Source organism: Listeria immobilis, assembly GCF_014322765.1.
In the GTDB taxonomy this organism is placed as follows: Bacteria; Bacillota; Bacilli; order Lactobacillales; family Listeriaceae; genus Listeria; species Listeria immobilis.
In genome coordinates, this window is sequence record NZ_JAASTZ010000002.1 from 87,473 (window position 1) to 111,785 (window position 24,313).

Annotated in this window: 17 protein-coding genes and 1 pseudogene; 17 read left to right on the forward strand and 1 reads right to left on the reverse strand. The window is 33.7% G+C overall.

The features are described from left to right. Positions 1 to 493: 493 nt before the first annotated feature. From rlmH to HCJ50_RS01730, 5 genes and pseudogenes are all read left to right on the forward strand, one after another. A complete protein-coding gene (gene rlmH, locus HCJ50_RS01715) occupies positions 494 to 973 on the forward strand; it encodes a 23S rRNA (pseudouridine(1915)-N(3))-methyltransferase RlmH (RefSeq protein ID WP_185346780.1) in 480 nt (159 codons plus the stop codon). 154 nt (positions 974 to 1,127) lie between these two features. After that, a pseudogene (locus HCJ50_RS15705) lies at positions 1,128 to 1,420 on the forward strand (DUF998 domain-containing protein); the annotation flags it as partial. A gap of 545 nt (positions 1,421 to 1,965) precedes the next feature. Next, positions 1,966 to 2,550, forward strand: a complete 585-nt coding sequence (locus tag HCJ50_RS01720) for a hypothetical protein (protein ID WP_185346778.1) — start codon at positions 1,966 to 1,968, stop codon at positions 2,548 to 2,550. A 30-nt stretch (positions 2,551 to 2,580) separates the two neighbouring features. Further along, positions 2,581 to 3,216 (forward strand): Crp/Fnr family transcriptional regulator, encoded by a 636-nt coding sequence (locus HCJ50_RS01725; RefSeq protein ID WP_185346777.1) that lies wholly within the window; start codon positions 2,581 to 2,583, stop codon positions 3,214 to 3,216. A gap of 174 nt (positions 3,217 to 3,390) precedes the next feature. Beyond that, the gene (locus HCJ50_RS01730; RefSeq protein WP_185346775.1) at positions 3,391 to 4,950 is read left to right on the forward strand and encodes a MucBP domain-containing protein; all 1,560 of its coding nucleotides are present in this window, start codon (positions 3,391 to 3,393) and stop codon (positions 4,948 to 4,950) included. A 187-nt stretch (positions 4,951 to 5,137) separates the two neighbouring features. On the opposite strand, the gene HCJ50_RS01735 is transcribed toward HCJ50_RS01730, so the two are convergent. Further along, complete coding sequence (locus HCJ50_RS01735; RefSeq protein WP_185346773.1) at positions 5,138 to 6,337, reverse strand: MFS transporter; 1,200 nt, start codon at positions 6,335 to 6,337, stop codon at positions 5,138 to 5,140. A 444-nt stretch (positions 6,338 to 6,781) separates the two neighbouring features. Between HCJ50_RS01735 and HCJ50_RS01740 the strand changes: the two genes are divergently transcribed. From HCJ50_RS01740 to HCJ50_RS01795, 12 genes are all read left to right on the forward strand, one after another. Beyond that, positions 6,782 to 7,969 (forward strand): MFS transporter, encoded by a 1,188-nt coding sequence (locus tag HCJ50_RS01740; protein WP_185346771.1) that lies wholly within the window; start codon positions 6,782 to 6,784, stop codon positions 7,967 to 7,969. A 126-nt stretch (positions 7,970 to 8,095) separates the two neighbouring features. Then, complete coding sequence (locus tag HCJ50_RS01745) at positions 8,096 to 8,782, forward strand: IS30 family transposase (protein WP_185346769.1); 687 nt, start codon at positions 8,096 to 8,098, stop codon at positions 8,780 to 8,782. 245 nt (positions 8,783 to 9,027) lie between these two features. Further along, positions 9,028 to 11,604 (forward strand): type I restriction-modification system subunit M, encoded by a 2,577-nt coding sequence (locus HCJ50_RS01750; protein ID WP_185346767.1) that lies wholly within the window; start codon positions 9,028 to 9,030, stop codon positions 11,602 to 11,604. Continuing rightward, entirely contained in the window at positions 11,605 to 12,768 is a 1,164-nt protein-coding gene (locus HCJ50_RS01755; RefSeq protein WP_185346766.1) for a restriction endonuclease subunit S, read from the forward strand. A gap of 15 nt (positions 12,769 to 12,783) precedes the next feature. Continuing rightward, entirely contained in the window at positions 12,784 to 15,891 is a 3,108-nt protein-coding gene (locus HCJ50_RS01760) for a type I restriction endonuclease subunit R (RefSeq protein ID WP_185346764.1), read from the forward strand. Between the two features lie 50 nt (positions 15,892 to 15,941). Then, on the forward strand, positions 15,942 to 16,901 hold the full coding sequence (locus tag HCJ50_RS01765; RefSeq protein WP_185346762.1) for a restriction endonuclease: 960 nt from the start codon (positions 15,942 to 15,944) through the stop codon (positions 16,899 to 16,901). Between the two features lie 56 nt (positions 16,902 to 16,957). After that, positions 16,958 to 20,563, forward strand: coding sequence for an AAA domain-containing protein (locus HCJ50_RS01770; RefSeq protein ID WP_185346760.1), 3,606 nt, complete (start codon positions 16,958 to 16,960; stop codon positions 20,561 to 20,563). Positions 20,564 to 20,598: 35 nt separating this feature from the next. Then, positions 20,599 to 21,186: a hypothetical protein gene (locus HCJ50_RS01775; RefSeq protein ID WP_185346758.1), complete on the forward strand. Its 588-nt coding sequence runs from the start codon at positions 20,599 to 20,601 to the stop codon at positions 21,184 to 21,186. After that, complete coding sequence (locus HCJ50_RS01780; RefSeq protein WP_185395457.1) at positions 21,183 to 22,121, forward strand: hypothetical protein; 939 nt, start codon at positions 21,183 to 21,185, stop codon at positions 22,119 to 22,121. The genes HCJ50_RS01775 and HCJ50_RS01780 overlap by 4 nt, the downstream gene beginning before the upstream one ends. A gap of 29 nt (positions 22,122 to 22,150) precedes the next feature. Continuing rightward, the gene (locus tag HCJ50_RS01785) at positions 22,151 to 22,435 is read left to right on the forward strand and encodes a hypothetical protein (protein ID WP_185336052.1); all 285 of its coding nucleotides are present in this window, start codon (positions 22,151 to 22,153) and stop codon (positions 22,433 to 22,435) included. Positions 22,436 to 22,466: 31 nt separating this feature from the next. Then, positions 22,467 to 23,021: a hypothetical protein gene (locus HCJ50_RS01790; protein WP_185346043.1), complete on the forward strand. Its 555-nt coding sequence runs from the start codon at positions 22,467 to 22,469 to the stop codon at positions 23,019 to 23,021. A gap of 182 nt (positions 23,022 to 23,203) precedes the next feature. Further along, positions 23,204 to 24,283: a threonine aldolase family protein gene (locus HCJ50_RS01795; protein WP_185346041.1), complete on the forward strand. Its 1,080-nt coding sequence runs from the start codon at positions 23,204 to 23,206 to the stop codon at positions 24,281 to 24,283. The last annotated feature ends 30 nt before the right edge of the window (positions 24,284 to 24,313 follow it).

Genomic DNA, 24,313 nt, shown 5'->3' on the forward strand with positions numbered 1-24,313 from the left:
AATGCATTTTTTGTGAAAAATTAGGAGCAAAAAAGAAAAATGTGGATAGAAAGCCGTTTATCCACAATCCATCAAATGAGATGTCGGAAATGTGAAAAAAAAAACAATTTTAATAAAAAAAGAATATATGAGAACTACTGTGGGAGAATCGTTTAGCGCGATTTTAGAGAATAATAATGGGCTTAAGTAGCACTAAACTGCACTTGTGGATAACCTGTGGATAGTGGAAATTACTCAGTATATATATTGTATGGAATATATGTTCGGACACAAAATAGAGAGTAATGCTGTGGATATGTGGATAATATTTGTGTATAACTTGTGTATAAGGGGGGGATAACTTGTGGAAAAAGTACTTTGAGTAATTTTTTTGTAACGGTGTATATTATATGAGAAAAGAACTAAAAAGCAGAAATTAGTTTTAGGTAGTGCTTGGGGCATCAATTGTTGTATCATAAGAGTACTAATAATGATAAGAGGAAGGGGAGTGCAAATGAACATTCAAGTTGTAACGGTTGGAAAACTAAAAGAAAAATATTTAGTGCAGGGAATTGCGGAATACTTAAAGCGTCTTAGCGCCTATGCAAAAGTATCTATTGTCGAAGTTGCAGACGAAAAAGCACCAGAAGTATTGAGCGAAGCGGAAATGAAGCAAGTGAAAGATAAGGAAGGTGCGCGGATTTTGGCGAAAATCCCTGAAGATGCTTATGTGATTGCGCTTGTGATAGATGGAAAGATGAAGTCGAGTGAGGAATTTGCGGCAGATTTGGATAAACTGGCGACTTACGGCCGGAGTAAGGTGACATTTGTGATTGGCGGGTCGCTTGGGCTGAGTGACGCGGTTTTGAAGCGGAGTGATGAGCAGATTTCGTTTGGTCGGTTGACGTTACCGCATCAGTTGATGAGACTCGTGTTGGTGGAGCAAATTTACCGGGCGTTTCGGATTGTGCGAGGGGAGCCGTATCATAAGTGAGACGGGATTTTTATATAAAATGTACATACTGTAAGTTACTGCTAAGTTAAAAGCAAACGATTGATTCAGATTCGAATCTTTTATTATGGATTTTTTTCGGCTTTTAGGGTGTTATCCATGGTAATCGAAAAGAGAATACAAATATCCTTCTTTAAAAAACGGTTTTTATTTCTTTCTACTCGGTGTACTAAGCTTATATACTTGGGATTTTTTATCCGGAATTAAGCCAAATGACGATGGTGATGATTGAGTTTGGAGATGCAGCAAGTCTGGTTCGAGGTGCATTTTTGGTTTGGTTTGTGGTTCAGGAAGGCTGTTTGTGCTTGTATTTTTACCAATCTTTTTAGTATTGACACAGAGCGGGCTACTTGGACGTTCTCAACATGCGTGGATAATATTGATTCAGGACAGGGATATATTGTTTTTTTACTTTTTCCGTTGTTTTTGCAGTGGAGCGGATGAGGAGAAAAGACAAATTAGATAATAGCCGCATAACCGTACTAAATTTAAAAGCATTGCAATGAATGAATTTTTCTATTGGTTTCAATAGATTGAGCAAATATCAAAATAGCAAAAACCACATATAATAATGACTTGTTAAACGCTTTGGAATCGCGAGCGTTTTCAACTTGTTGCAGAAATTAAAATACATATTAATAAATATAATTTGTCCTAGCTTTCGATATTCGAAGGCTTTTTTGCTTTCTAATGTTTTTGTGTAAAACGAAAAACTAGTATTAACGATTTATAAAGCATTTTTGTTAGTGAAAAATCTGCATTAACTTAAGTTGCAGAAATTATAATGTTCACAAAAAATATAAAAAAACGTAGAAATAACACATTCATTATAGGTTTAACCTGTTAATATAATAAAGTTACGTGGTATTTATACACAAAATGAGGCAAAAACTCCTACTTTATTTGATTTCATAACAAGGGGAATGGGATTAACCATTACTAGGACGTGATTGTCTAAAATTAGGAGGGATCAATTGGATGTCGTGGAAGAGGAAATGCTTAGGCAATTGAATTTATTCAAACTAAAAAATGGCTGGGTGCAATGCTTGGATGTGAAAAAAGGAAGGAAAATATCAAAAGATTTTTTACAAAAAAACATCGTTATAGTCGAAAAAGGAATTCTTCATTCTGAAGTAAAGATAAATGAAAAGTATCAATTCTTCATAGTAATCCAGTCCGATGACATAATTTATCCACCTGCTATGAAAAGTGAATCAAATAGTTGGCGAGTTGTAGCGGATACATCAGCAAAGGTTATTTTAATCAATAAAGAATACTTTCTTAACTATGCTACAGTAGAACCCAAATATATGGAATGGCTTTTAACTAAAATGAATGAAGTTTTTCATAAAACATCTTTTGAGGTGACTAAGTTTACTCAAGAATGGGGTGTGAAGACAACTATTGAGCATATTTATGAAGTAATGGAAAAAGAAGGAATGGACAAAAATCAGCTATCACGATGTTTTTCCAAACAAAATTTAATTTCGTATGCACAAGTATCCAGATATATATTTGATAATGAATGGGATAAGTTAAGGGAGATAGGTTTTGTATGAAATACTTTTAATTAGGAGTGTGATAATCCATTGTCTAAAAAGAATAGTTTAATAGAAGGATTACAGTTATGTGGAATCGAAAAAAATATAGAAACGTTTCAAGCGGGTACTATTTTTAATCATACGTGTAATCAAATTGTATTGATTATAACAGGTGTTTTACATCTGGAAAATTTAAACAATCAAAAAGTAATTATTACCTACTTAAATGGAGAATACTTGCTAGAGCCTGCTCGCTTTTTGCAAAAGGGGGCACAGAAATATCAGTTAGTTTGTGATACCAATATAGAAATTATTCGAATTACGCAAGAAGAATTTAAAAAATTAGTAAATGAAAAACCTTCTATTTTGGAATGGCTAATTGAAACTATGGCTACATTAACAGAAAAGCTTATAACTGAATTTTCCAAAATACATGAAAAACATTTTTTGAAAATACAGAATAGTGTTTCTAGTCTGTGTAAGGATGGGCTATTAATAAAATCAACCACATATAAGGAATGGTATGAGTTGCCTTCATTTATAACTAGAGAAGATTTTATTTCTTATGTTCATGTTCCTAAAAGAACCTTTCAAGTCAAACTAAAAGAACTGGAAGAAAACCGTCTTTTTCGTGTAGAAAACCGAACTCTTTTTATTCATGGCTGTTTTTTGGCTCTAAAATAGTCGAAGTATTTCCTGCACTCATGAATAATTTAGTGGGATTTTTAGCTCGCCGTAGTACGAGTTTATAAGTATCTCGTAACAAAAACTTAAATTTTTAAGGAAAAGTGGGGTATCAAAGCTTTTTTATAAGTAATTTACGCATGAAATAATTTAACAGAAAAGGAGTGCGAAAAAATGAAAAAAAGTAAAATTGGTGCAATTATACTAGGTACTGCTATTGTTGTTCAAGCGCCTTTCCAGGTTTTTGCCGCTACAACTAATACGGAGAACAAAACAGAAACTACTAAACCAGTAACATATATGAACAACAAACTATTGACGTCTACTAGTGATTTAGATTTAACATTAGGAGAAGCAGCGACTAAGTCAATTCATTTACAAGATAATCCATTAAGTAATAATGAATGGGGAAGTTATATTACTGATGTAAAAGTAGTTTTAACAGGCATGGATGGTATGGATTATCAAGTTATATACGGGCCAAAAAGTGAGGATGGTACACATTATCAGTATGCAGACGTAATAATTTCTGGAACACCAACAAAAGCTGGTAACGGAAGTTTTAGTCTTGAATATTATGATGGTGCAAGTAATGGTGGAGTTTATTCATACACTGTCAACACACAATCAACTATATCAGTAAAATATGTAGATCAAGATGGAAATAAAATTGCTGAGGACACTTCTCAGGCTGGGGACGTAAGCACAGCATATACAACAGAACCAAAAACAATTGATGGCTACACTCTTGATGAAACAAAACTTCCGAGCAATCAAAATGGTCAATTTGGCGAAACTAATCAAACAGTTACTTACACATATACAAAAAATGAAGTAAATAAAGGAACAGTTGGGATTTCATTTGTTTCAGAAGATGGTGAGCGTCAAGAACTTGTATCAGGTTTAGACTTGTCTTATGCCTATCCAGATGGCGTACCATCAGACACAGTTACATTTGGAGACTTAGTAGAAGGAGCAACTTACAATGATTTAAAAGAAGGTACATTAACGACAGATAAATTATGGAGTGATGTACTGAAAAATATGATGGCCTACATGAATGGAACCATTGATGCATCTGGGTTTGAAGCAGCTGTTGGAGCGACACCAGCTAAATTTGATTTAGATTTTATTGCAGAAAACTTTGAAGGCTATGAATTTGATGAAGCAGCATATCAAGCAAACTTAAATAAAATGGTCATTTTTGAAGAAAACGGTGGCAGTGTTAATTTACAAGTACCATTTAAGAAAATAGCAGAAGTGCAAGCAGGAGCCGACGTAACTGTGAAATATGTAGACGCAGATGGCAATGAACTTGCAGCAGTAGAAACTTTAAGTGGAAATGTAGATGAAAACTATACTTCAGAAGCAAAAACAATTGATGGTTGGACACTCAAAGAAACGCCAGCAAATGCATCAGGTACATTTAGCGACCAAGCACAAACAGTCACTTATGTATATGAAAAAAATGCTGATGAAAATGTCACACCAACACCAGTTGATCCAGATGATAACAATACAAGTACCGATAACACTAATAATACAGCAAAAGTGGATAAAGCAAGCATGAAAAACACACAAATAAGCACACCAGATAAAACGATTATCACAGCGAAAAAAGCACTACCAAAAACTGGAGATAATGTATTATCAAGTAGTCTATTAGTTGGATTAGGCGTGCTTATGCTAGGTGGACTATTCATCTTTATGCGTAGAACTAAAACAGTAAAATAAACGTCTCACATAACATTAGAAATTTACTCCAAAATGAAAAATAATAGTTAGCAAAAAACGCCTGTATTCATTCCGCTTTGTACGGATATAATACAGGTGTTTGATTTACATAATTTAAAATTGGTCTTTCCTTTTTTATGCGTAAAATCTATAAGAAATACTAAATGATGGCGAAAAGTACAAGTTTTTATTTAGCCTCTGACATACTGAATTTGAAAATTTCTTTGTTTAAGAAATAAATAATGCCAATAACCATATAGACTCCGCCAAATATCAGAAGAAATGTAAGGCTGCTTAAGCTTTGGCTACCTAAATATCCGAATAACAATGAGCCTATAGGTAGGGTGGCCACGCTTACACTGAAAAGCGCACTAAAAACTTTACCTAAGTGCTTTTTAGGAATTAATACTTGGAAAAAAGGTTTTTGAACAACATGTATTACTCCTAAGAAAGTACTTGCAATTCCCCAAATGAAAATAATAAAAAAAGAATTTACAAAATACGCACTTATTAACATAGTAAGTCCATACAAGACGGTAGCTAAAGTTAATACTTTTCCAATTTTTATAAACTTTAGTAAAAGAGTTGCTAGAAAAGTAGAACCAATTAATGTTCCAATAGCCATAGCGGAAGTTAAAAATCCGAGTATAATAGCACTTCCCTGTTGGTTAGCTATTAATACTTGATACACATTCAGTCCTCCAAACATGAAATTCGCCACACCACCACCAATAGCAATTAATAAAATGGTTTTGTTATGGAGTAGTTCTGTAAAACCTTTAAATACATTTTTTAAAAAAGGTTCAGGTTCGGTAGTATCTTTCTCTACAGGCTCTTTAATTTTAGAAAAGGAGAATATGGCAAATATGAAAGTTATCACATTAGCGATTAGCAGGGTAATTGTTGAAAAAATAGTAATAAGAAACCCTGTTAATGCATTAAATAAATACTCCGTTCCATTATATGCAACAGACATATAAGACTGTGCAGTTGCTAGCTGTTCCTTTTTTACGATATACGGCGTCATTGCATCTTGTATTGTGTATGTATTCATGCTAAATAGAGCGGCTAGAAAAGCTAGAATACATAGTAGTACAGGGTTTTGAAAATCTAATAATAAACTGACAACCATAAGCGAAATAGCGAGTAACTGTCCCAATTCGCATACTATCAGCGATTTTTTCTTTGAATGTGTATCAATCCAATGACCGAATAAAAAAGAAAAAATATTTGGTATAAAAATAGCGAAATTAACGATACCAACCCAGAAGGAATCGTTAGTAATTGTTAAAATATACCAAGAAAGTACAATATAGTAAATGCTATCCCCTGCATTACTAATTAAACGTCCTAACCATAAATATTTGAAATTTTTATTTTTTAACATTGTTCAGTCCTTTCTAAAGAAGTTTGATATAGTCAAATGCTACTTTTGAACATTGCATTTATAATTTAACAAAGATAAAATGATAATTAGTATATATGGTAAGAATATATTAATTAGTTTGAAAAAAGAAAATATATTAATATATTCAATTTTAATATATTGTGTAAATAATCACAATTAATATGAATTTTCTATAAAAATAATTTACAAGATTCGTATATTTTTAAAGAGTTCAAACCCAATGCCATTCAAAAAAAGTATTAATTTATGAGAAATGAGAGGGATATATGGTATGCGTATCAAGTCAAAGAAAAAACAAACGGAAAATCAAATAAAAGCATTTCAAAAAACAAATCACGCAAGGAAGAATTGTAGCTTATATCGGAAATTTTCAGGAAATGAGATCCAAATGGTAATAAATTTTTCTGAGAGTGGCTTGCAATCATGAGAGTCAAAAAATATAAATCGCTCTTATTTTTTCTGTTTATTTTTTATTTTTGTATGGGATTATCCAAATTTGCGCAGGTTCTATGGTTTGAAAAATCAGGGGATCTAGTTAATTACTCATTGTCTTATTCGGCAATGGCGATTGCAGGTGCATGCTCATTTTTATTAAGCAACTGGATAAGCAAGTTAACTTTAAAAACGGCAATGCGGATATTCATCCCTATTTATGTGGTAGGAATGTTACTACGAACTATCACGGGGCCGATTCTTATTCCTATAATATCAGGAGTGATTTCAGGCATAGGTGCAGCGACCGTATTACTCATTGTGAGGACTTGGATTTATAAATTAACGGATGAAGCGGTAGAAGATAAATCATTTATAGTTTCATCGAGATATACCATTATGCAAATCTCGTTAACATTGGCAACATTGTGTGCTGGCCTATTTTTGTCCTTATACAATGATGCGGCAATCGCTTATATCAGCATACTCGTAATTAGCTCTTTATTGCTTTTTATAACACTATTAGTGCGAAATTTTCCTGCCCAAAGAGTCTTTAAAAAGGATAAATTATTTGCGTTGTTTCCGACAGATAAGAAGGTTGCTATTATTTTATATGGTTGCGTGATTTTGTTAGGGGTATCTATTTCGTTAGTTGAACCACTGCTCCCTGTTATAGTCTCTGATCTTGGTTATAGTACGAGTATAACTAGTTTAATCATAAGTGGATATGGACTGATAAAGATAGGCGCTAGTTTTATTTTTCAACATAAACTTTTTTCTGCAAGACCACAAATTACTTTTCTTATTTGTGAATTAATAATAGGTGGTTTATTCATTGCCACAGGTTTAGTCGATGTAAGTTCCATCGTGATTATTAGTATTATCTACTTACTTTCTATAGGAACAGCAGGATTTTTCATATTAAAAGAGATTATGGAATATGAGATGTTACCAAAAAAGGAATTAGCTATTTATTTAGGGCTGCTTCAATCAGCATTTTTGATAGGCGATTCAGTTGGAAGTCCAATAGGTGCGTCGATTTACACCTATTTTGGCTATTCAATGCTATTTATTGTTTTTGGAATAGTAACTAGTTTAGGTGGTATTGTTTATTTCTCTTTATTCTATTGGATGTGGAATGGTTATACTAGAGTGGGCAATAAAAATAAGCGAATTTGAGAAAAGGAGTCCATCATGAAAAGACAGAACTACTCTAAAGAATTTAAATTCCAAGCAGTCAGCCTTATAGTAAAGGAAAAACATCCAGTTCGTTTTGTCTCCAAGTAGTTAGAAGTACATGAAAACATGCTCTATAGATGGGTGTCGGAGTATGGAAAATACGGAAATAGTGCCTTTCCTGGAAATGGAAGTTCTATAAAAGTTCCGAGTTTTTCTGGAGCGAAACCATCACTAGTCTATGCTTGTATTAAAAAGCATTTAAAAGGGAAAGCTTCAATCAAACGACTTTGTTACTACGTAGGTGTTTCATGTTCTGGCTATTATGTCTTTTTAAATCGGAGTCCGTCCAATCTAGAAATAGAAAATGCTGTGTTTAGCGAATACATTCGAAATATTTTCTTTGAACATAAAGGCAGATATGGAGCAAGAAGAATACAAATCACACTAAAAAGAACCTATGATCTTTCTATCAGTCGAAAGTTAATTGATATGTTTCAGCGATTGCCTGAACATAAAGTGAAAACAGTTACTCTGGATAAAGGCAAAGAATTTGCGAAGCACGCCGAAGTTAGCGCTGCGCTTAATGAACTTCCATTCTATTTTGCTGATCCTCATGCCCCTTGGCAACGTGGTACAAATGAAAACACCAATGGTTTATTACGAGAATATTTTCCAAAAAACGAAGATATGACGAAATACTCGCATCAAGAAATTAGTGATTCGATTTATGAATTAAATACAAGACCACGAAAATGCTTGGGTTGGAAAACACCGTATGAAGTTTTCTTTGATACCATGTTGCACTTGACTTGACAATTCAAGGCCAAAAACTTCTCTTTCAAATATAGAAAATGGTAATCGCTTTAAAATTCCTTTAAAGTGTGAGAAGTATTTGTTTTAAGGTGGCGATTAATGACAGAAAGATGGTAAAATATAATTAGGTAGATAAAGAAAATAGATACATATATTCAATTTTAAAGGATAGTGTAAAAAATCATAATAGATAGGGTCTTTCCTATAAAAATAAAGACAACATAAACGTAGCAGGGGGATTATTAATGATTACATCTGAAGAAATTAAGCGTAGACTATGGGACGGAGCGAATGAACTTCGTGGTTCTATGGATGCGAGTCGGTATAAAGATTACATGCTGGGACTGATGTTTTATAAGTTTTTAAGTGATAAGACATTGGAAACATTTAAATCAAATAGTAATTGTGGTCAGTTGTCTGAATCAGAACTAGTGGAAGAATATGCAAAAGCAAGAGCTGATTATGGTGAGAGTTTAGATAAAATGATTCAAGGTGTTTTAGGTTATTTTGTGCTACCGGAATATCTATATCAAACATGGTTGAACGATATTTCGATAGGTGAGTTTGAGGTTCAAAAAGTAATTGATAGTTTAAACAATTTCGAGCGAACAATTGCTGTTTCAGGTGATTCAGATGATTTTCAAGGTTTGTTTTCAAGTTCCACTATTGACTTAACAGATACTGCGTTAGGTAGTAATTTAAATGAACGTAGTAAAAATATAAAAGCGCTAATTGAGTTGTTTCAAGACCTTAACATGGTCGCTTTGCAAAAGGGCGATGTTCTTGGTGACGCGTATGAGTATTTAATTGGTCAATTTGCCATGGAATCCGGAAAAAAAGCCGGGGAATTCTATACACCTAGACAGGTGAGTGAAGTTATGGCACAGATTGCGGCTAAAAATTCTAATATTACTTCTATTTATGATCCGACAGTTGGCTCAGGCTCATTATTACTAACGGTAAAAAAACATTTAAAAGAAGAAGTCCAAAAAGATTTAAACTATTATGGACAAGAAAAAAACACGGCTACATATAACTTAACGCGAATGAATTTATTGCTTCACGGGGTACGGCCTGAGAAAATGAGTGTGAAAAATGGCGACACTTTATCGGAAGACTGGCCAGAAGATCCAAGTCGTCCAGCTGAGGGAGTGTTATTCGATGCAGTTGTGATGAATCCGCCCTATTCACTAGCAAACTGGAATAAATCTAGTTTAAAAGTAAGTGATCCTCGATTTGAAGTAGCAGGTGTACTACCACCAGATTCAAAAGGAGACTTTGCTTTTCTTTTGCATGGGCTCTATCATTTAGGGCAAACTGGAACGATGGCTATTGTATTGCCTCATGGGGTGTTATTCCGCGGAGGAACAGAGGGCGAAATCCGCAAGCGACTACTGAACAAAAATTATATTGATACAATTATTGGACTACCCGGGAATTTATTTACAAATACAGGAATCCCAGTATGTGTTTTAATTTTGAAAAAGAATCGAGCAATTAGTGATCCTGTTCTTGTAATAGATGCTTCGCGAAACTTTATTAAAGTGGGTAAACAAAATGTACTACAAGAAAAAGACATTGCGAGAATTGTGGATACATATGTTGAACGCGCTGAAAAGACTGGATATAGTCATTTAGCTAGTAGAGAAGAAATTATCGAAAATGAGTACAATATGAATATTCCAAGATATGTAGAAGCAATTGATGAAGAAATTCCTCACGATGTGGATGCTCATTTATACGGCGGTATTCCGCAAGCAAACATTGACGAACTAAAAACACTACAGATAACGGTAAAAAATGTGTTGGATAGTTCACTCAAGTCGATTCGTGACGGATATGTTCAATTAGAAAAACCGATGGATGAACTAACGAAAGAAGTACTAACTGATAAAAACATTATCGCTAAATCAGATTTAATACGAGAAAAATCCCAAGTTTTCATTGAGAACTATTGGAAGAAATTACATGAGGTTAATAATATTTTAGATGTCAATCCATTAATGGAGGAAATGTTAGTCGGTATTAAAGAATTACTCTCCTCTTTCGATGGAATAGATGTGTATGATGGATACCAAATTATTGCAGAAGTGTGGAAAAAAGACTTAACACATGATGCTGAGCTTATAGCGGGTGGTGGTTTCTATACAATCGGTCGGACACGTGAAGCTAATATGGTAACTAAAGGCAGCGGAAATAAGAAACGAGAAGAACAGGACGGGTGGATTGGCGCAATTGTACCTAATGAATTAATTGCGAAACACTTATATAGTGAAGAACTCCAAGTCATTGAAGATAAAAAAGCTCGTTTGGCTGCCGTTGAAGCAGAAATTAGTGAGTTGGTAGAAGCAGCTAAAGTGGAAGATAGTGATGAAAATGTCGCCTTATATGAGTCATTAAAGAAAAATACTGAGGGCGAACCACAAGATTCATTTGAAAGCAAAACAGTCAAAGTAGAACTGAAAAAAATAGCGAAAGAAAGCTCTTCTTATGCGTTGTTGAAACAAGTAGATGGGTTAATAGCAGAGAAGTCGGGATTAGGCAAAGAAATCAAAACTAAAGAGAGTGAACTAAAAGAAGCTGTATATGAGCGGATTCTTGTTTTAACCGATGAAGAAATTGATGAATTAGTATTTGAGAAATGGTTTGGCAAAACTGTAAATGATTTAGTGAAGCTAATTGAATTACCGCTTAAAAAGGAATTAAATATTCTAGAACAGCTGCATAAGCGCTATGCAGAAACACTGGATGATCTTGATGAAGAGAGTACAAAATTAGAAGCGGAATTAGAAAAATTGATGAGTGAACTGGTGGTGAGGTAGATGTCGGATAGTAAAAAGAATGCGCCTAAACGAAGGTTTGAGGAATTTAGTAATGCTAATGATTGGGAACAGCGTAAGTTGGGTGATTTAGGTTCTGTTGTTATGAATAGAAGGATTTTCAAAGAGGAAACTGCCGATAAAGGAGATATTCCTTTTTATAAAATAGGTACATTTGGAGGTAAAGCAGATTCTTATATTACTCGGGAAAAATTTGAAGATTATAAATTGAAATATCCCTATCCAGAGACTGGGGATATCTTGATTTCTGCTTCTGGAAGTATTGGGAGGACAGTTGAATATAATGGCGAGGAAGCATATTATCAAGATTCCAATATTGTGTGGTTAAAGCATGATAAACAACTCTATAATTTGTTTTTAAAGCAATTTTACTTCATCGTGAAGTGGAGTGGTGTTGAAGGGACAACAATCAAACGACTATATAATAAAAATATTTTGGAAACTGAAATCAACATTCCAAGTATCAATGAGCAAAAAGAAATAGGCGGTTTTTTCAAACAACTCGACAACACTATCGCTCTTCATCAACGTAAGTTAGAAAAAATAAAAGCATTAAAAACTGCTTATCTGTCAGAAATGTTTCCAGCAGAAGGAGAAAGTAAACCGAAACGCCGATTTGCAGGATTTACTGATGATTGGGAACAGTATAAGTTAGGGGACTTGATAGACAAGCAAATAAAGGGGAAGGCACAATTAGAAAAGTTATCTAAGGGCACTGTGGCATATTTGGATACCTTCACCTTGAATGGAGGTAAAGCATTTTTGACTGATGGTCACGAGGATGTCGTGGAAACTGATATACTAATATTGTGGGATGGTTCAAAAGCAGGAACGGTTTACATCGGATTTAAAGGTGCATTAGGCTCTACACTAAAAGGATATAGAACAAGTATAAATGAACAATTTGTTTATCAATTTTTGAAGTATAACCAAGAAAATATTTATAATAATTATCGTACTCCAAATATACCGCATGTTCAAAAAGATTTTCTAGATGTATTTAAAATAAGTATTCCAAAATCCGTTGAGCAAGCTAAACTTGGATCCTTTTTCAAACAACTAGACAACACTATCACTCTCCACCAACGCAAACTACAAAAATTACAAAACATCAAAAAAGCATACTTAAACGAAATGTTCATTTAGAACGGGGGATGAATCATGGGACACACGATAAAAAAAGCATCCGAAAAAGCTTTTCAAGAGAATTTTGTGAAAGGACTTCAAAATTATAAGTGGGATGCACCAGATTTTTTAGATGGAAATAAACAAAAAGTAACCGTGAATGATTTAATTAATCACTGGCGAGGAGAACTCAACCGGCTTAACGCTGATCAACTAGAAGGAGTTCCTCTGACTGATGGCGAATTTAAACAAGTAATGTCGAAAGTAAACAAAATAAAAAACAGCTATGACGCCGCAAAACTCCTAGCTATTGAAGAAGGCAAAGGGAAGATTGACGGAATTTATCGAGATGATAATCCGAAAGTGACAAGAAAACAAATAACTTTAACTATTTTCAAAAAAGCCGAGGTTCGTGGCGGTGAGTCGAGTTACAAAATAGCGCGTGAAGTTGAGGCGCCAATGACCGATGAAAAAGACAAAACAAATAGATTTGATATTATTTTATTAATTAATGGATTACCTTTAATTAATGTAGAACAAAAACGTGCTAATAAGCCTTTGGATGAAGCGTTTGAACAATTCAAGCGTTATTACCGGAACGGGGAATATACCAATAATTTTATGGCGTTTTCACAGATGATGGTAATGACAACAGAGATAGAAACGCGCTATTTTGCTACTCCGAAATCAATAAAAGATTTTAATCAGAGTTTTGTTTTTCACTGGTCAGACAAAAATAATAAGCCAATGAATAACTGGAAGCAAATCGTTGCCAATTTTCTTATGATTCCTATGGCGCATCAAATGGTTGGGGATTATTTGATTATTGATGAAGCAAAAGAAGAAGAAAATAAACGACATATGCTTATGCGCCCATACCAAGTGTATGCGCTTCAAGCAGTCGAGGGCGCGGCATTTGGCTGGGATCAAGAAGATAAAATCCCACATGGCGGGTTTGTTTGGCATACCACAGGTTCTGGAAAGACTATTACAAGTTTTAAAACAGCCCTTTTTCTGTCAACGCGCGCTAGTTTTAACAAAGTAGTCTTTCTGGTTGATAGACGTGAACTGGATAGTAGAACCACTGCAAATTTTAAATCCTATGCTGCTTTTGAATCTGTTTCAGTAGATGATACAGAGTACACATCTCATTTAAAAAAAGAGCTTAAATCTTCTAAAGCGGGTATTATCGTGACTACTACATTCAAATTGAACAGCTTAGTAGGGCAATTGGAAGAGGCACATGATCACAGTTTAGCAGACAAGAAATTCGTATTTATTATTGATGAAGCCCACCGCACAACCATGGGACAGATGATAGGGACTATCAAAAAATATTTTAAGAAAAATGGCTTATTCTATGGATTTACAGGAACACCGCTTTTTGACGAAAATGAAGTAAAAGGGAAAGTTAATCATAAAAGTGAATTAATTAACACAACGGAAAAATTATTTGGAAAAGAATTACATAAATATACAATTGATGAAGCGATTGCAGATGGGAATGTATTAGGCTTTAATGTGGATTATATTAATACAGGTGAATTTGAAAATTATGATGCATTACGTGATAAACTCATTGAGCGAATGCTATTAGAAAAACCAGATTTAGGCGTCAAAGAAACAAATCGATTAGTGTATCAATATTCAGAGCTAGAAGTAGAAAAAGCAGCAGTTAACAAAGGTCTACTTGCTTATCACGATGATACACATATCCCAAGAGTCGTCGAAGAAATCCTTACTAACTGGGAGACGCAATCACAAGCCCAGACATTTAATGCAATACTCACAGTTGCCTACAAAAAGAGAGTAATTGCCTATTATAATGAATTTAAAAAGCAACAACAATCAAGTGATAAAAAAATAAATATAGCGATGACATTCAGTTTTGGCAGTGAAAATGATCCCGATAATGTAGCTCCAGAAATTATCAAGAAAATGTTCAACGATTATGCAGAATTCACGGGTATCGAGTTTGTAGCAGGTGATAAAAAACATGGAGAGACTGCCTATTTTGAAGATGTCGTAGAAAGGGCAACTCGTGGTGGTAGTGGTCGAAATGAGAAAAATATTGATTTAATCATTGTCGCAGATCAGTTGTTAACAGGCTATGATTCTAAATACCTTAACACCTTGTATGTAGATCGTTATTTAAAACTTCAAGGCTTAATTCAAGCTTATTCACGCACCAATAGAGTACTTGATAAAAGAAAAGAGTTTGGCAGTATCGTAAATTTCCAATATCCAAGAATGACAGAAGAAGATGTAAATAATGCGTTAAAATTATATGGAAGTGGTGGAAAAAGCAGTTTAGCCATCGTGGATTTATATGAAACGGCTGTTGAAAAGTTAAAGATAAAATTGAATGAAATGACCTTAACATTATCCGACCCAACTGCATGGGCCACGCTTGAGAATGACGAAACAGGAAAACAAGCATTTCTAAAAGCGTTTAAAGATGCAGCGATACAGTGGAGAACGGTAGAACAGTACTATGAGTATACATGGAATGAAGCCACTTTTGGCATAGATGAACATACATGGCTACTTTACGTGGGAGCCTACAATAATTTGACGAAAGAAGATCAAACTATATCGGAGGAATCGATTAGTGAGCCACTTCCTGGAAAAACAAAGTTATCCCGTAACCAAAAAATTGATGCAGCACATATTTTAAGCTTAATTGATTCGAAAGTAGATTCAAGTGGTACGACGCAATTTGCAGATAAAGAAACATTACGTCTTATTTATGAAGATATTCAAGAACTTAGTAATAGAGGGGAACACACTCAGGCGATGTTATTAAAAGACTTTGTAGAACAGGAGCTAATCCCAGGGAAAATAACGAGTACTATCACTTTTGATGACGCTTTTGAGGCTTGGAAGAAAGAGCAAGAGCAGGTAGTTATTCAAACCTTTGCCAAAGAATGGGGAATCGTAAATCAAGAAGCGTTACTAGCTAAGTCTGTCATGAGCTATTCTGAAACCCAGCCAGAAATTATCCCTTATTTTGAGGATTTAATTGGTAGTGTAGAATATGAACTGGCAGAAAATAAAGTTGCTGAAAATCAATTAGAACATAACATAAAACTACGAGAAAAAATGCCTGAATGGATTGCGGAGACAAGACAAAAGTATAATTGATTGGAATAAGACCAGAGAAACTAATAATAACAGAGAAAGCGGGTCTTAACATGAATAAAGACTGGACAAAATTAAAGCAGTCAGCAAACGGTCTGCCAACATTTGATTCCATCATTCCATATATTTTAGAAGTGTTAAAAAACGGGGAAGAGGCAACAATTAACACGATTAGAAATAGAGTATATGAGTACTTAAATATCCCAGCGGAAATTAAAATGGTCATCTATCCAGAAACAAATGATTTTATACTTGCTAATCGCTTTAGTTTTGCATTAAGTGAACTTTATAAAGCGGGAGCATTGTGTCGTCCTAAAAGAGGGATTTACCAAATAACAGCGTCGGGTAAATATTTGTTAAAAATGAAAGGTGATAAACTAACTAAAAAAATGTTGGAAGCAGAACCAGATTATATTAATTATATTAAAGAGTTGTCAATTAGAAATGAGCGCAAAGGAATTTCGACAAATGTTAGTGAAGATATTGAAAAAGAAAATCCTAAAAAAGAAGTTGGGAACATTATTGACAATTTGAACAATGAAGTTTCGATTGAGTTGCTAGATAAAATTCGAAATAGTAATCCTTATTTTTTCGAGCAACTTGTTGTTGATTTACTTAGCAGAATGGGATACAGCGGGGAGGGAGGAAGTGCTAAAGTAACTAGTCGATCCAATGATGGTGGGATCGACGGGATTATTAATCAGGATCCACTTGGTACAAGTACAGTATATCTTCAAGCTAAAAGATACAAAGAAGATAATAAAATAAACCGTGCTGACGTACAATCATTTTATGGCGCGTTAGCAAGTGTGAGGGCAGATAGAGGTGTATTTATTACAACATCCAGCTACACAAATGGAGCAAAAGAATTCGCTACAAATCAAGGGATAGTGTTAATCGACGGGATTCAATTAACAGAATTAATGCTTGAATATAAAGTAGGAGTGGAAGCTGAGAATCAGTATACGATATTCCGAATTGATAATGATTATTTTGAGTTGAATAATGTGTAAATAGAGAAAAATAAAGCTTTAACGAGATGAATTCAAACATAAGGTAGGGGACAGACATGAAAAAACTAGAGCTAAAAGCCATGGAGATTATTGAATTTTGGCGATTGATAGAATTTTTGAATCAGAAAGCTTTTCCAGTTCAAAGTAAAGATGAAAGGAAAATCCAAATATCAACGCCAGAAGAAATAAACCAAAACAAGTTGACTGTATTTGAAGAAATTACAAGTCAACAAACTATTAAAGAAAAAATTCAAGCTAATGAAAAGCTAAATGAACAATTACCAATTACTAGTACCAACTTTCATATTTTAGTTGGCCGAATGGAAAGAAAAGTAATTATCGATACACTTTATCAAAAATTTAAGGATAGAGATACAGTTGAAAATAATCCAGAAAAAATTGCTATGTATGCTTTAAAAGTTAATGCGGAAGGAAAATACATCAAAGGTTCACTTCGGTTATCTCCTCTGTTATGGGGAATGACGATTTGTTGTTATTATCCTGATAAACTTAAAACCAAGCTGAAGCTGGAAGAATATTATAAAACAATTGCTATAATTGAAGCAAAATTTTTCTCTGAAGACGAAAATGAAAATGAAATTACCACCGATATATTAGAAGATATATATAATTATATTCTAAAGTGCTTTGTAAACAACTATATACATGCAAATAAAAACAATTATGCAGCATATTGCAATAAGCTGATCTATACATGTTTTAAGAATCAAGAAGAATTTGATAAGTACGATGAAACTTTGGAAGACCACAGTGAACTTATGTTGGGATTTTTTCAAAGTGATTTTGAGATGGTGTTAAATAAATTAAAAATAGAGGGAGGCAATAGTGATTTTATAAATTATGTAACCTCGCTTTACGAAGAAGGAAAACAAAAAAATCTAGAACAAAATCGAAGAAATATCAGGCAAGATGATAACCTTCTATATAGTATTTTAGATCCGTTGAAAAGTCCTAAGGGGAAATGGCCTTCTAAATATTCACCAGTTTTAATGCAACAAGTAGCGATAAATGCTTATCTGCAGAATAAAGAAAAAATATTCTCTGTTAATGGCCCTCCAGGAACTGGTAAAACAACCTTACTTAAAGAATTGATAGCGCACAATGTGGTGGAGAGAGCGGCACTTTTTACTGAGTATAAAAAAGCTGATGATGCCTTTGAAACTTTATCTTTTCGAGATGGAGGGAAAAGATTTAATTCCTATGATAAGTTTTATAGCCGTTATTATGATTTGAAAAATAGTAACATAAATGATTTTAGCATGTTAGTCACTTCATCCAATAATGCAGCTGTTGAAAATATTACTAAAGAATTACCAGATTACAAGGAATTGATGAATGGTATTGAGTCAGAGGAAACTGCTGAAATTAAAAGTTTATTTGACCAACACAAGCAGCAATCTGTACTTTCTTTTAATATAAGTAGGCGGGATAGAGATAATAAAGTTAACCGGGGATTAGTAAAAAGAAAAGACGTTTATTTCACTTTGCTTGCACACCTTTTAAAACACAACAATGATAAACTGGAAGATAAGGAAATTTTAGACGAGTGGGGGATTATTTCAGCACCTCTCGGAAAACGAGCAAACTTAGCAAATTATTATTATCAAGTAATGATGCCAATAATTAGTCATAAAGATGATACAAAGAAACTTCAAAAAGACTTTGAAATTGCTAAGAGAAAATTCAAAAACCAATATCAAAAAGTTCAAGAGTTACAACAAATACTACATGAGAATACAAAAATTAATGAAAATAAAATAATCAAATTGAGAGAGATAGATCATAAAAGTAAACATATCTATGACAAAATTAGTAAGCAGCTTAACAAAATTGAATATTGGAAAAGAGAAGACATAAAATCCAAACAAGAAATAAACCAATTTGCCTCAGAATTAAAGCAAGCTAGTTTTCAATTTGAAAGGGAAAAGAGCAAATTGATTTCCTTAAAGGCAGAAACAAATGTCTTTGAAAGAAGAAAAAGTGAAATTACACATGAAATAATCAAATTAGAGGATAAAAGAAAGCTTAGAGAGATTTTATTGCAAAAATTTGTGAAAAGTCAGCGTTTATTGGAAATAGAGAACTTGAAGGTGGAGCTATTTGCTATAAGCGAAAATGAAAAGCTGGCAATTGTAGCTGAACGGCAGCAAAGTGGAATTATTAGCAATCAAAAAAAGAAGGTAAATGAACTAGAACAACGTAAATCTTTTTTAGAAAATAAATGCATAGATTGTCAACGTGAGATTAACTTGTCTACACACCAAATTCAATGGAACCGAACTGAGCTGATAAAACTTAAGAAGGATGCAGAGATTGTTGAAGTGGAGAGTATGCAAGCTTTGAAAAACTTAGAAAATAATGGAACTGTGTTATTAGATAATGAGTTTTTTAACAAACTTCATGAGCAAAATGTAACAGTTCAGTTAGAGGCACAACTCTCAAATCCATGGACAACAAAGCAATACGATAGAGAAAGAGAGAAACTATTTTATTTAGCATTACAAGTAAATAAACACTTTGTCCTGTCTTCAAAAAATGTGAAAGCAAATCTAGTGAATTTAAGTTATTTATGGGGTTTTAAGAAAAATACTGATGAAGAATTTTGCCATTTTTCTGCTAGAGATAGGAAGTCCTCTTTTAAGGCGCTTTTAAATACCCTCTTTCTTGTAACACCAGTTATATCAACAACGTTTGCTTCAGTAAGCCGCTTTTTAGCTGATATTGATGAACCTGATAGTTTAGGACAATTAATTATAGATGAAGCTGGGCAAGCAACTCCTCAAATGGCAGTCGGTGCACTTTGGAGGTTTAAAAAAGCTATAGTTGTAGGTGATCCTAAACAAGTAGAACCGATTGTGACAGACGATATACGACTTTTAATGGAACTGTTTGCGAGAGAAGAGCTCTCATGGTACAAAGGGAAATTGATTTCAGTACAAAGTTTTGCTGACAGTTTGAATTATATTGGGAGCTATTTATCATCAAATAATCAAAGTGAAAAACAGTGGATTGGCTGTCCGTTAGTCATTCACCGACGTTGCTTAAATCCAATGTTTACTATTTCAAATAAATTATCATATGACAACACAATGCTTTTTCAAACGGCAAAACCTAAAGAAAATATAAAAAGCGGATTGGTTATGTCAAAATCAATGTGGTTTTCTATTACTGGTAGTGAAGTAGGTAACAAAAATCATCATGTGCCAGAACAAGCCAACAAAGCAGTGGAAATTGTCGAAGAAGCCTTTAGAAAACAAAATGGAGAAGCAGATATTTATATTATCTCGCCTTTTACATCAGTAATCAGGGGATTTGTAAGAGAAGCACAAAAATCACCTATTTTAAATAAATACGGTAAGGTGGGATTGGATTCATGGTTAAATAGCCATTGTGGAACTGTGCATAAATTCCAAGGAAAAGAAGCAAAAGAAGTAATATTCTTGCTGGGCTGTGATGGGACAGCTAAAGGAGCGGTTAACTGGGTAAATGAAAATATTGTAAACGTAGCAGTGACAAGGGCTAAATACCGATTATATGTTATTGGGGATGTAGCCATTTGGAAGAAAAATCATTCTATGCTTATTGTTCAAAATGAGTTGGAGATAATGAATCCCCGTGCGTATGAGCCTGCCCCAACTTGATAAAGAAATGGTGAAATCAAAACAAGAGGAGATGAGTGCAAATTTTTGAAGGAACTAGTTTTAGATTCAAATTTACTTACTTTATAACGGCAATGGCACCGGCATATATTTTATTTGGATTGCAAGTACAAATGCAGCAGAAAGCAGGTGATGATGCGACGAGCTACTGGGTTATTGGTACATTCTTATTAATATCAGTATGTATGTTGTTTTGTTTAAAAAAGCTATTGAATAAAAGATATAAGGAGAAGAGTGGACTTAATTTAAAGCTAACGATTAAAAATAAAAGACAAATTGTTAAAAAAAACGGCGATGTCGTTGCATTTTTAATGGGAACTATCTTACCTTCAGTTTTGGTTATTGATGGACATACGAAAGAGACACTGGTTATATTTGTAATTTTGCAAGTCTTAATATTTATTTTAACAACTAGAAGTTCCAATGTATTTCCGAATATAGTATTAATGTTAGCAAAGGTGGATATTTATGAGTTAGATGACGGGAAGTATATTTTAACTTTAAATGAGAGATTAAAAACATCTGAAAGCTCAACGATGATTGTCAGTTTAGGTGATTCTGAATTTTGTAATACATATTTAATTGCTGAGGAGAATAGAAAATGAATTATTTTAATGCATGGATTGGGATGAATAGGAATAGTAGGCTAGATAGATTGCAATTACTGTACATGGGTCAAAAAGATAGAGATAGAATAGTTAATCATTTGGAGAATATTTCTGAACTTTTAAATATAGGAGATTTAAAAAAGTATTCAAGTGAGTCGTTATTGTTTGATGATGGGTATTATATCCGTTTGGATGAAATGGGTGAGAATCATTTTTTGGATGATTTTGCAGATCATATACTAATACCCGATAAGTTAGGTGCATATGGTGATACAATTCCGATTAGTAACAACAAAAAATACAGAAAGAATATAGACTTAGATAAAGATAAATTCAAATTTTTAATTTTAGAGTCAACTAAGGATTTATTGTTTTTACCTATCCAGTCAAGAGGACTTGTTAGGCCAAAAACAATTATGAGAATTCCTACAGGATCAAGTACAGGAAATAAAAGTGTTGTTTATGATATAGGAGCAGGAGTTACTGTCCCTACAACTGTTTGCGCTCAATTTAATAAGGATAAGAATTGTCTTTATGTATTTAATAACATTGATTTTGAGATGATGTTAGGTACTTTTGAACAGAAAAAAACGGTTGCACAAAAGAATCTTTTGAAGTTTAAAGGAAAGGAATTCAAAGTTGGAACAGAAAAATACTCTGTAGAATTTGAGAAATACGAAAATATAGAAAAAGCTATATTAAATAGCAAAAGAACTACGGTAAGGCTCTCTAAATTTGATGAAACTGGTACAGATTTCGATATAAACAAAATCCAGAAAGCTGTAAAAAGGTTGCCTGAAACTAATCAAGTATCTTTTTGTAATGAGCGCAAAGTAATAGAGGTAAATGCGGAAAATTATAAAACATTTATTGGAATTATTCATAACTCTATTGTTGAAAGATTAATTTCTGGTGAGGTTGGAGTAATTTAATTAATTTACTGTTTAGAGGAGATAAATAAATGAAGACTAAAAGAGTGAATGGCTGGGAGATAATATCTAGTTTAGATGTGCGGATTTATGAAGATGAGGCGGGAGTTGCGATTTTGGTCGACCGGGAAGAATTTGGGGATCAAAGCGTGGTTATTTTGGATTTTGATGAGGATAGTGTTGTTGTTAAATCAATTTCACATTTGACGAAAAAGGTTCGGATTTCGCTTGATAGAAAGGTGTTTATTGATTGGCGGGATGAGTATTTTGGGGAAATTGTGCAGAATATGGATATAGTGGAGTTCGAACGGGATTAGCTTGTAAAACATAAAAAAGGAGAGCAACGAGATGAGCAAAAAGGTAGTAAGTATTATTTTATTAGGGATGTTACTTGTGTTAGTAGGTTGTGGTAAAGAGATTATTGATAGTAAATATACGGGACAGTGGAAGTTGGAATCGTCTGGTATCGGTATGAGCGATGGATCAAATTACAAGGAAACAGCTGATTCGGAAAATGTCAGCCTTGATTTGGATATTGATGCGAAAGGGAATGTAAAAGAATTGTATATAGATGATGCAGTCGCTATAACCAATTCTTATAAATTAAAGGAAAAAGGTGACGATGAGTATCAATATGATGGCCCAATAGTTAGTAAAAGAGCCTATAGTTATGAGACGGAAAGTGAAAAAGAGAAAGTGCAGTCTGATTTGGCAGCTCTTAAAGCGAAAGATAATATTAAGATAACAAAAAGTGAACAAAAGGGCGATGAGTATCGTATCGAGCTCAAAGGTGATGAAGATAATTTTGTGCTTTCTTATGAAATTCAAAGTGAAAAATTAATTGTGAAAAAAGTAGATAACAAAGAAAAAATCTTAATAAAGGAAACATATAAGCAAAATTAAACTTTAAAAGTGGAATCGAAAACCCATTATCTTTACTTATTTTTTAAAATTAATAATAAAAACTATTCTTTTGAGATTTTTTCAGAAGGATAGTTTTTTTGCTGGAAGAGCGATTATTATAGTTAAATTTAGAATAAACTTACATTCTTAGGTATAATGTGTAGGAGAAGGAGTGAACCAAAATGACAAACACACTAAAATCTAGCTATCAAAAAACAAAATATAAACTAAGTGGCAACGGTCCACGCAACATCAGCGTTTTAAAAGAAGCTTTTCAAAATGTGGATGAAAATCTAGAAAGTGACATTTATGGAAACGGAGCTATCATTGAAAACTTTCAAACAAAAATGGCAAAAATCCTCGGCAAAGAAGCAGCAGTGTTTTTCCCAAGTGGAACAATGGCGCAACAAATTGCATTGCGGATTTGGGCAGACCGCCAAGAGAATCAGCGTGTGGCCTATCATCCACTATCCCACTTGGAAATTCACGAGCAAGATGGACTAAAAGAATTACAGCAAATTAAGCCAATATTACTTGGTGAGGCAACGAGGCTTTTAACGATAGAAGATATTAAAAAACTGCAAGAGCCAGTCTCAAGCATTTTACTTGAACTGCCTCAACGTGAAATCGGTGGACAGTTACCTTCCTTTGAAGAATTAAAAGAAATCTCGGAATATTGTAAAGCACAAGGAATCGCACTACATCTAGATGGAGCCAGATTATGGGAAGTAACGCCATTTTATCAAAAAACTACAGAAGAAATTTGCGCGCTATTCGATAGTGTGTATGTGTCATTTTATAAAGGAATTGGTGCAATTGCTGGAGCTGTTTTGGCTGGAGATGCTGATTTCGTGCAAGAAGCAAAAATTTGGAAACGTCGATATGGCGGGGATCTGATTAGTTTGTATCCCTATATTTTGTCGGCAGATTATTATTTTGAGCAGCGGATTGGGAAGATGAATAGTTATTATCAGGCGGCGAAAAAATTAGCAGAGCGGTTTAATGCTTGTGCTGGTGTAAAAACAGTTCCGGAAGTGCCGGTTTCGAATATGTTTCATGTACACTTTGAGCAATCTATTAATGAAATAGAACCAAAGCTTGCTGAAATCCAAGACGAAACTGGTGTTGGGATTTCGGGGAATTTGCAGGAGAAACTAGAGAATAAGAGCGGTTTTGAGATTTCTGTTGGAGATTCAGTTGAGGAAATTCCAGAAGATATTTTAGTGAAGCTATTTGAACTCTTAGAGGATAGTTTTAGATAGTTTTTATGGAATCAATACTTTGATTAAGTG

Bases quoted from the DNA above. Each gene is read 5' to 3' on its own strand.
- HCJ50_RS01750 (WP_185346767.1), top strand. From the start codon at position 9,028: ATGATTACATCTGAAGAAATTAAGCGTAGACTATGGGACGGAGCGAAT.
- HCJ50_RS01785 (WP_185336052.1), top strand. From the start codon at position 22,151: ATGAAGACTAAAAGAGTGAATGGCTGGGAGATAATATCTAGTTTAGAT.
- HCJ50_RS01765 (WP_185346762.1), top strand. From the start codon at position 15,942: ATGAATAAAGACTGGACAAAATTAAAGCAGTCAGCAAACGGTCTGCCA.
- HCJ50_RS01740 (WP_185346771.1), top strand. From the start codon at position 6,782: ATGAGAGTCAAAAAATATAAATCGCTCTTATTTTTTCTGTTTATTTTT.
- HCJ50_RS01730 (WP_185346775.1), top strand. From the start codon at position 3,391: ATGAAAAAAAGTAAAATTGGTGCAATTATACTAGGTACTGCTATTGTT.
- rlmH (WP_185346780.1), top strand. From the start codon at position 494: ATGAACATTCAAGTTGTAACGGTTGGAAAACTAAAAGAAAAATATTTA.
- HCJ50_RS01770 (WP_185346760.1), top strand. From the start codon at position 16,958: ATGAAAAAACTAGAGCTAAAAGCCATGGAGATTATTGAATTTTGGCGA.
- HCJ50_RS01735 (WP_185346773.1), bottom strand. From the start codon at position 6,337: ATGTTAAAAAATAAAAATTTCAAATATTTATGGTTAGGACGTTTAATT.
- HCJ50_RS01760 (WP_185346764.1), top strand. From the start codon at position 12,784: ATGGGACACACGATAAAAAAAGCATCCGAAAAAGCTTTTCAAGAGAAT.
- HCJ50_RS01755 (WP_185346766.1), top strand. From the start codon at position 11,605: ATGTCGGATAGTAAAAAGAATGCGCCTAAACGAAGGTTTGAGGAATTT.
- HCJ50_RS01795 (WP_185346041.1), top strand. From the start codon at position 23,204: ATGACAAACACACTAAAATCTAGCTATCAAAAAACAAAATATAAACTA.
- HCJ50_RS01780 (WP_185395457.1), top strand. From the start codon at position 21,183: ATGAATTATTTTAATGCATGGATTGGGATGAATAGGAATAGTAGGCTA.
- HCJ50_RS01745 (WP_185346769.1), top strand. From the start codon at position 8,096: ATGCTCTATAGATGGGTGTCGGAGTATGGAAAATACGGAAATAGTGCC.
- HCJ50_RS01790 (WP_185346043.1), top strand. From the start codon at position 22,467: ATGAGCAAAAAGGTAGTAAGTATTATTTTATTAGGGATGTTACTTGTG.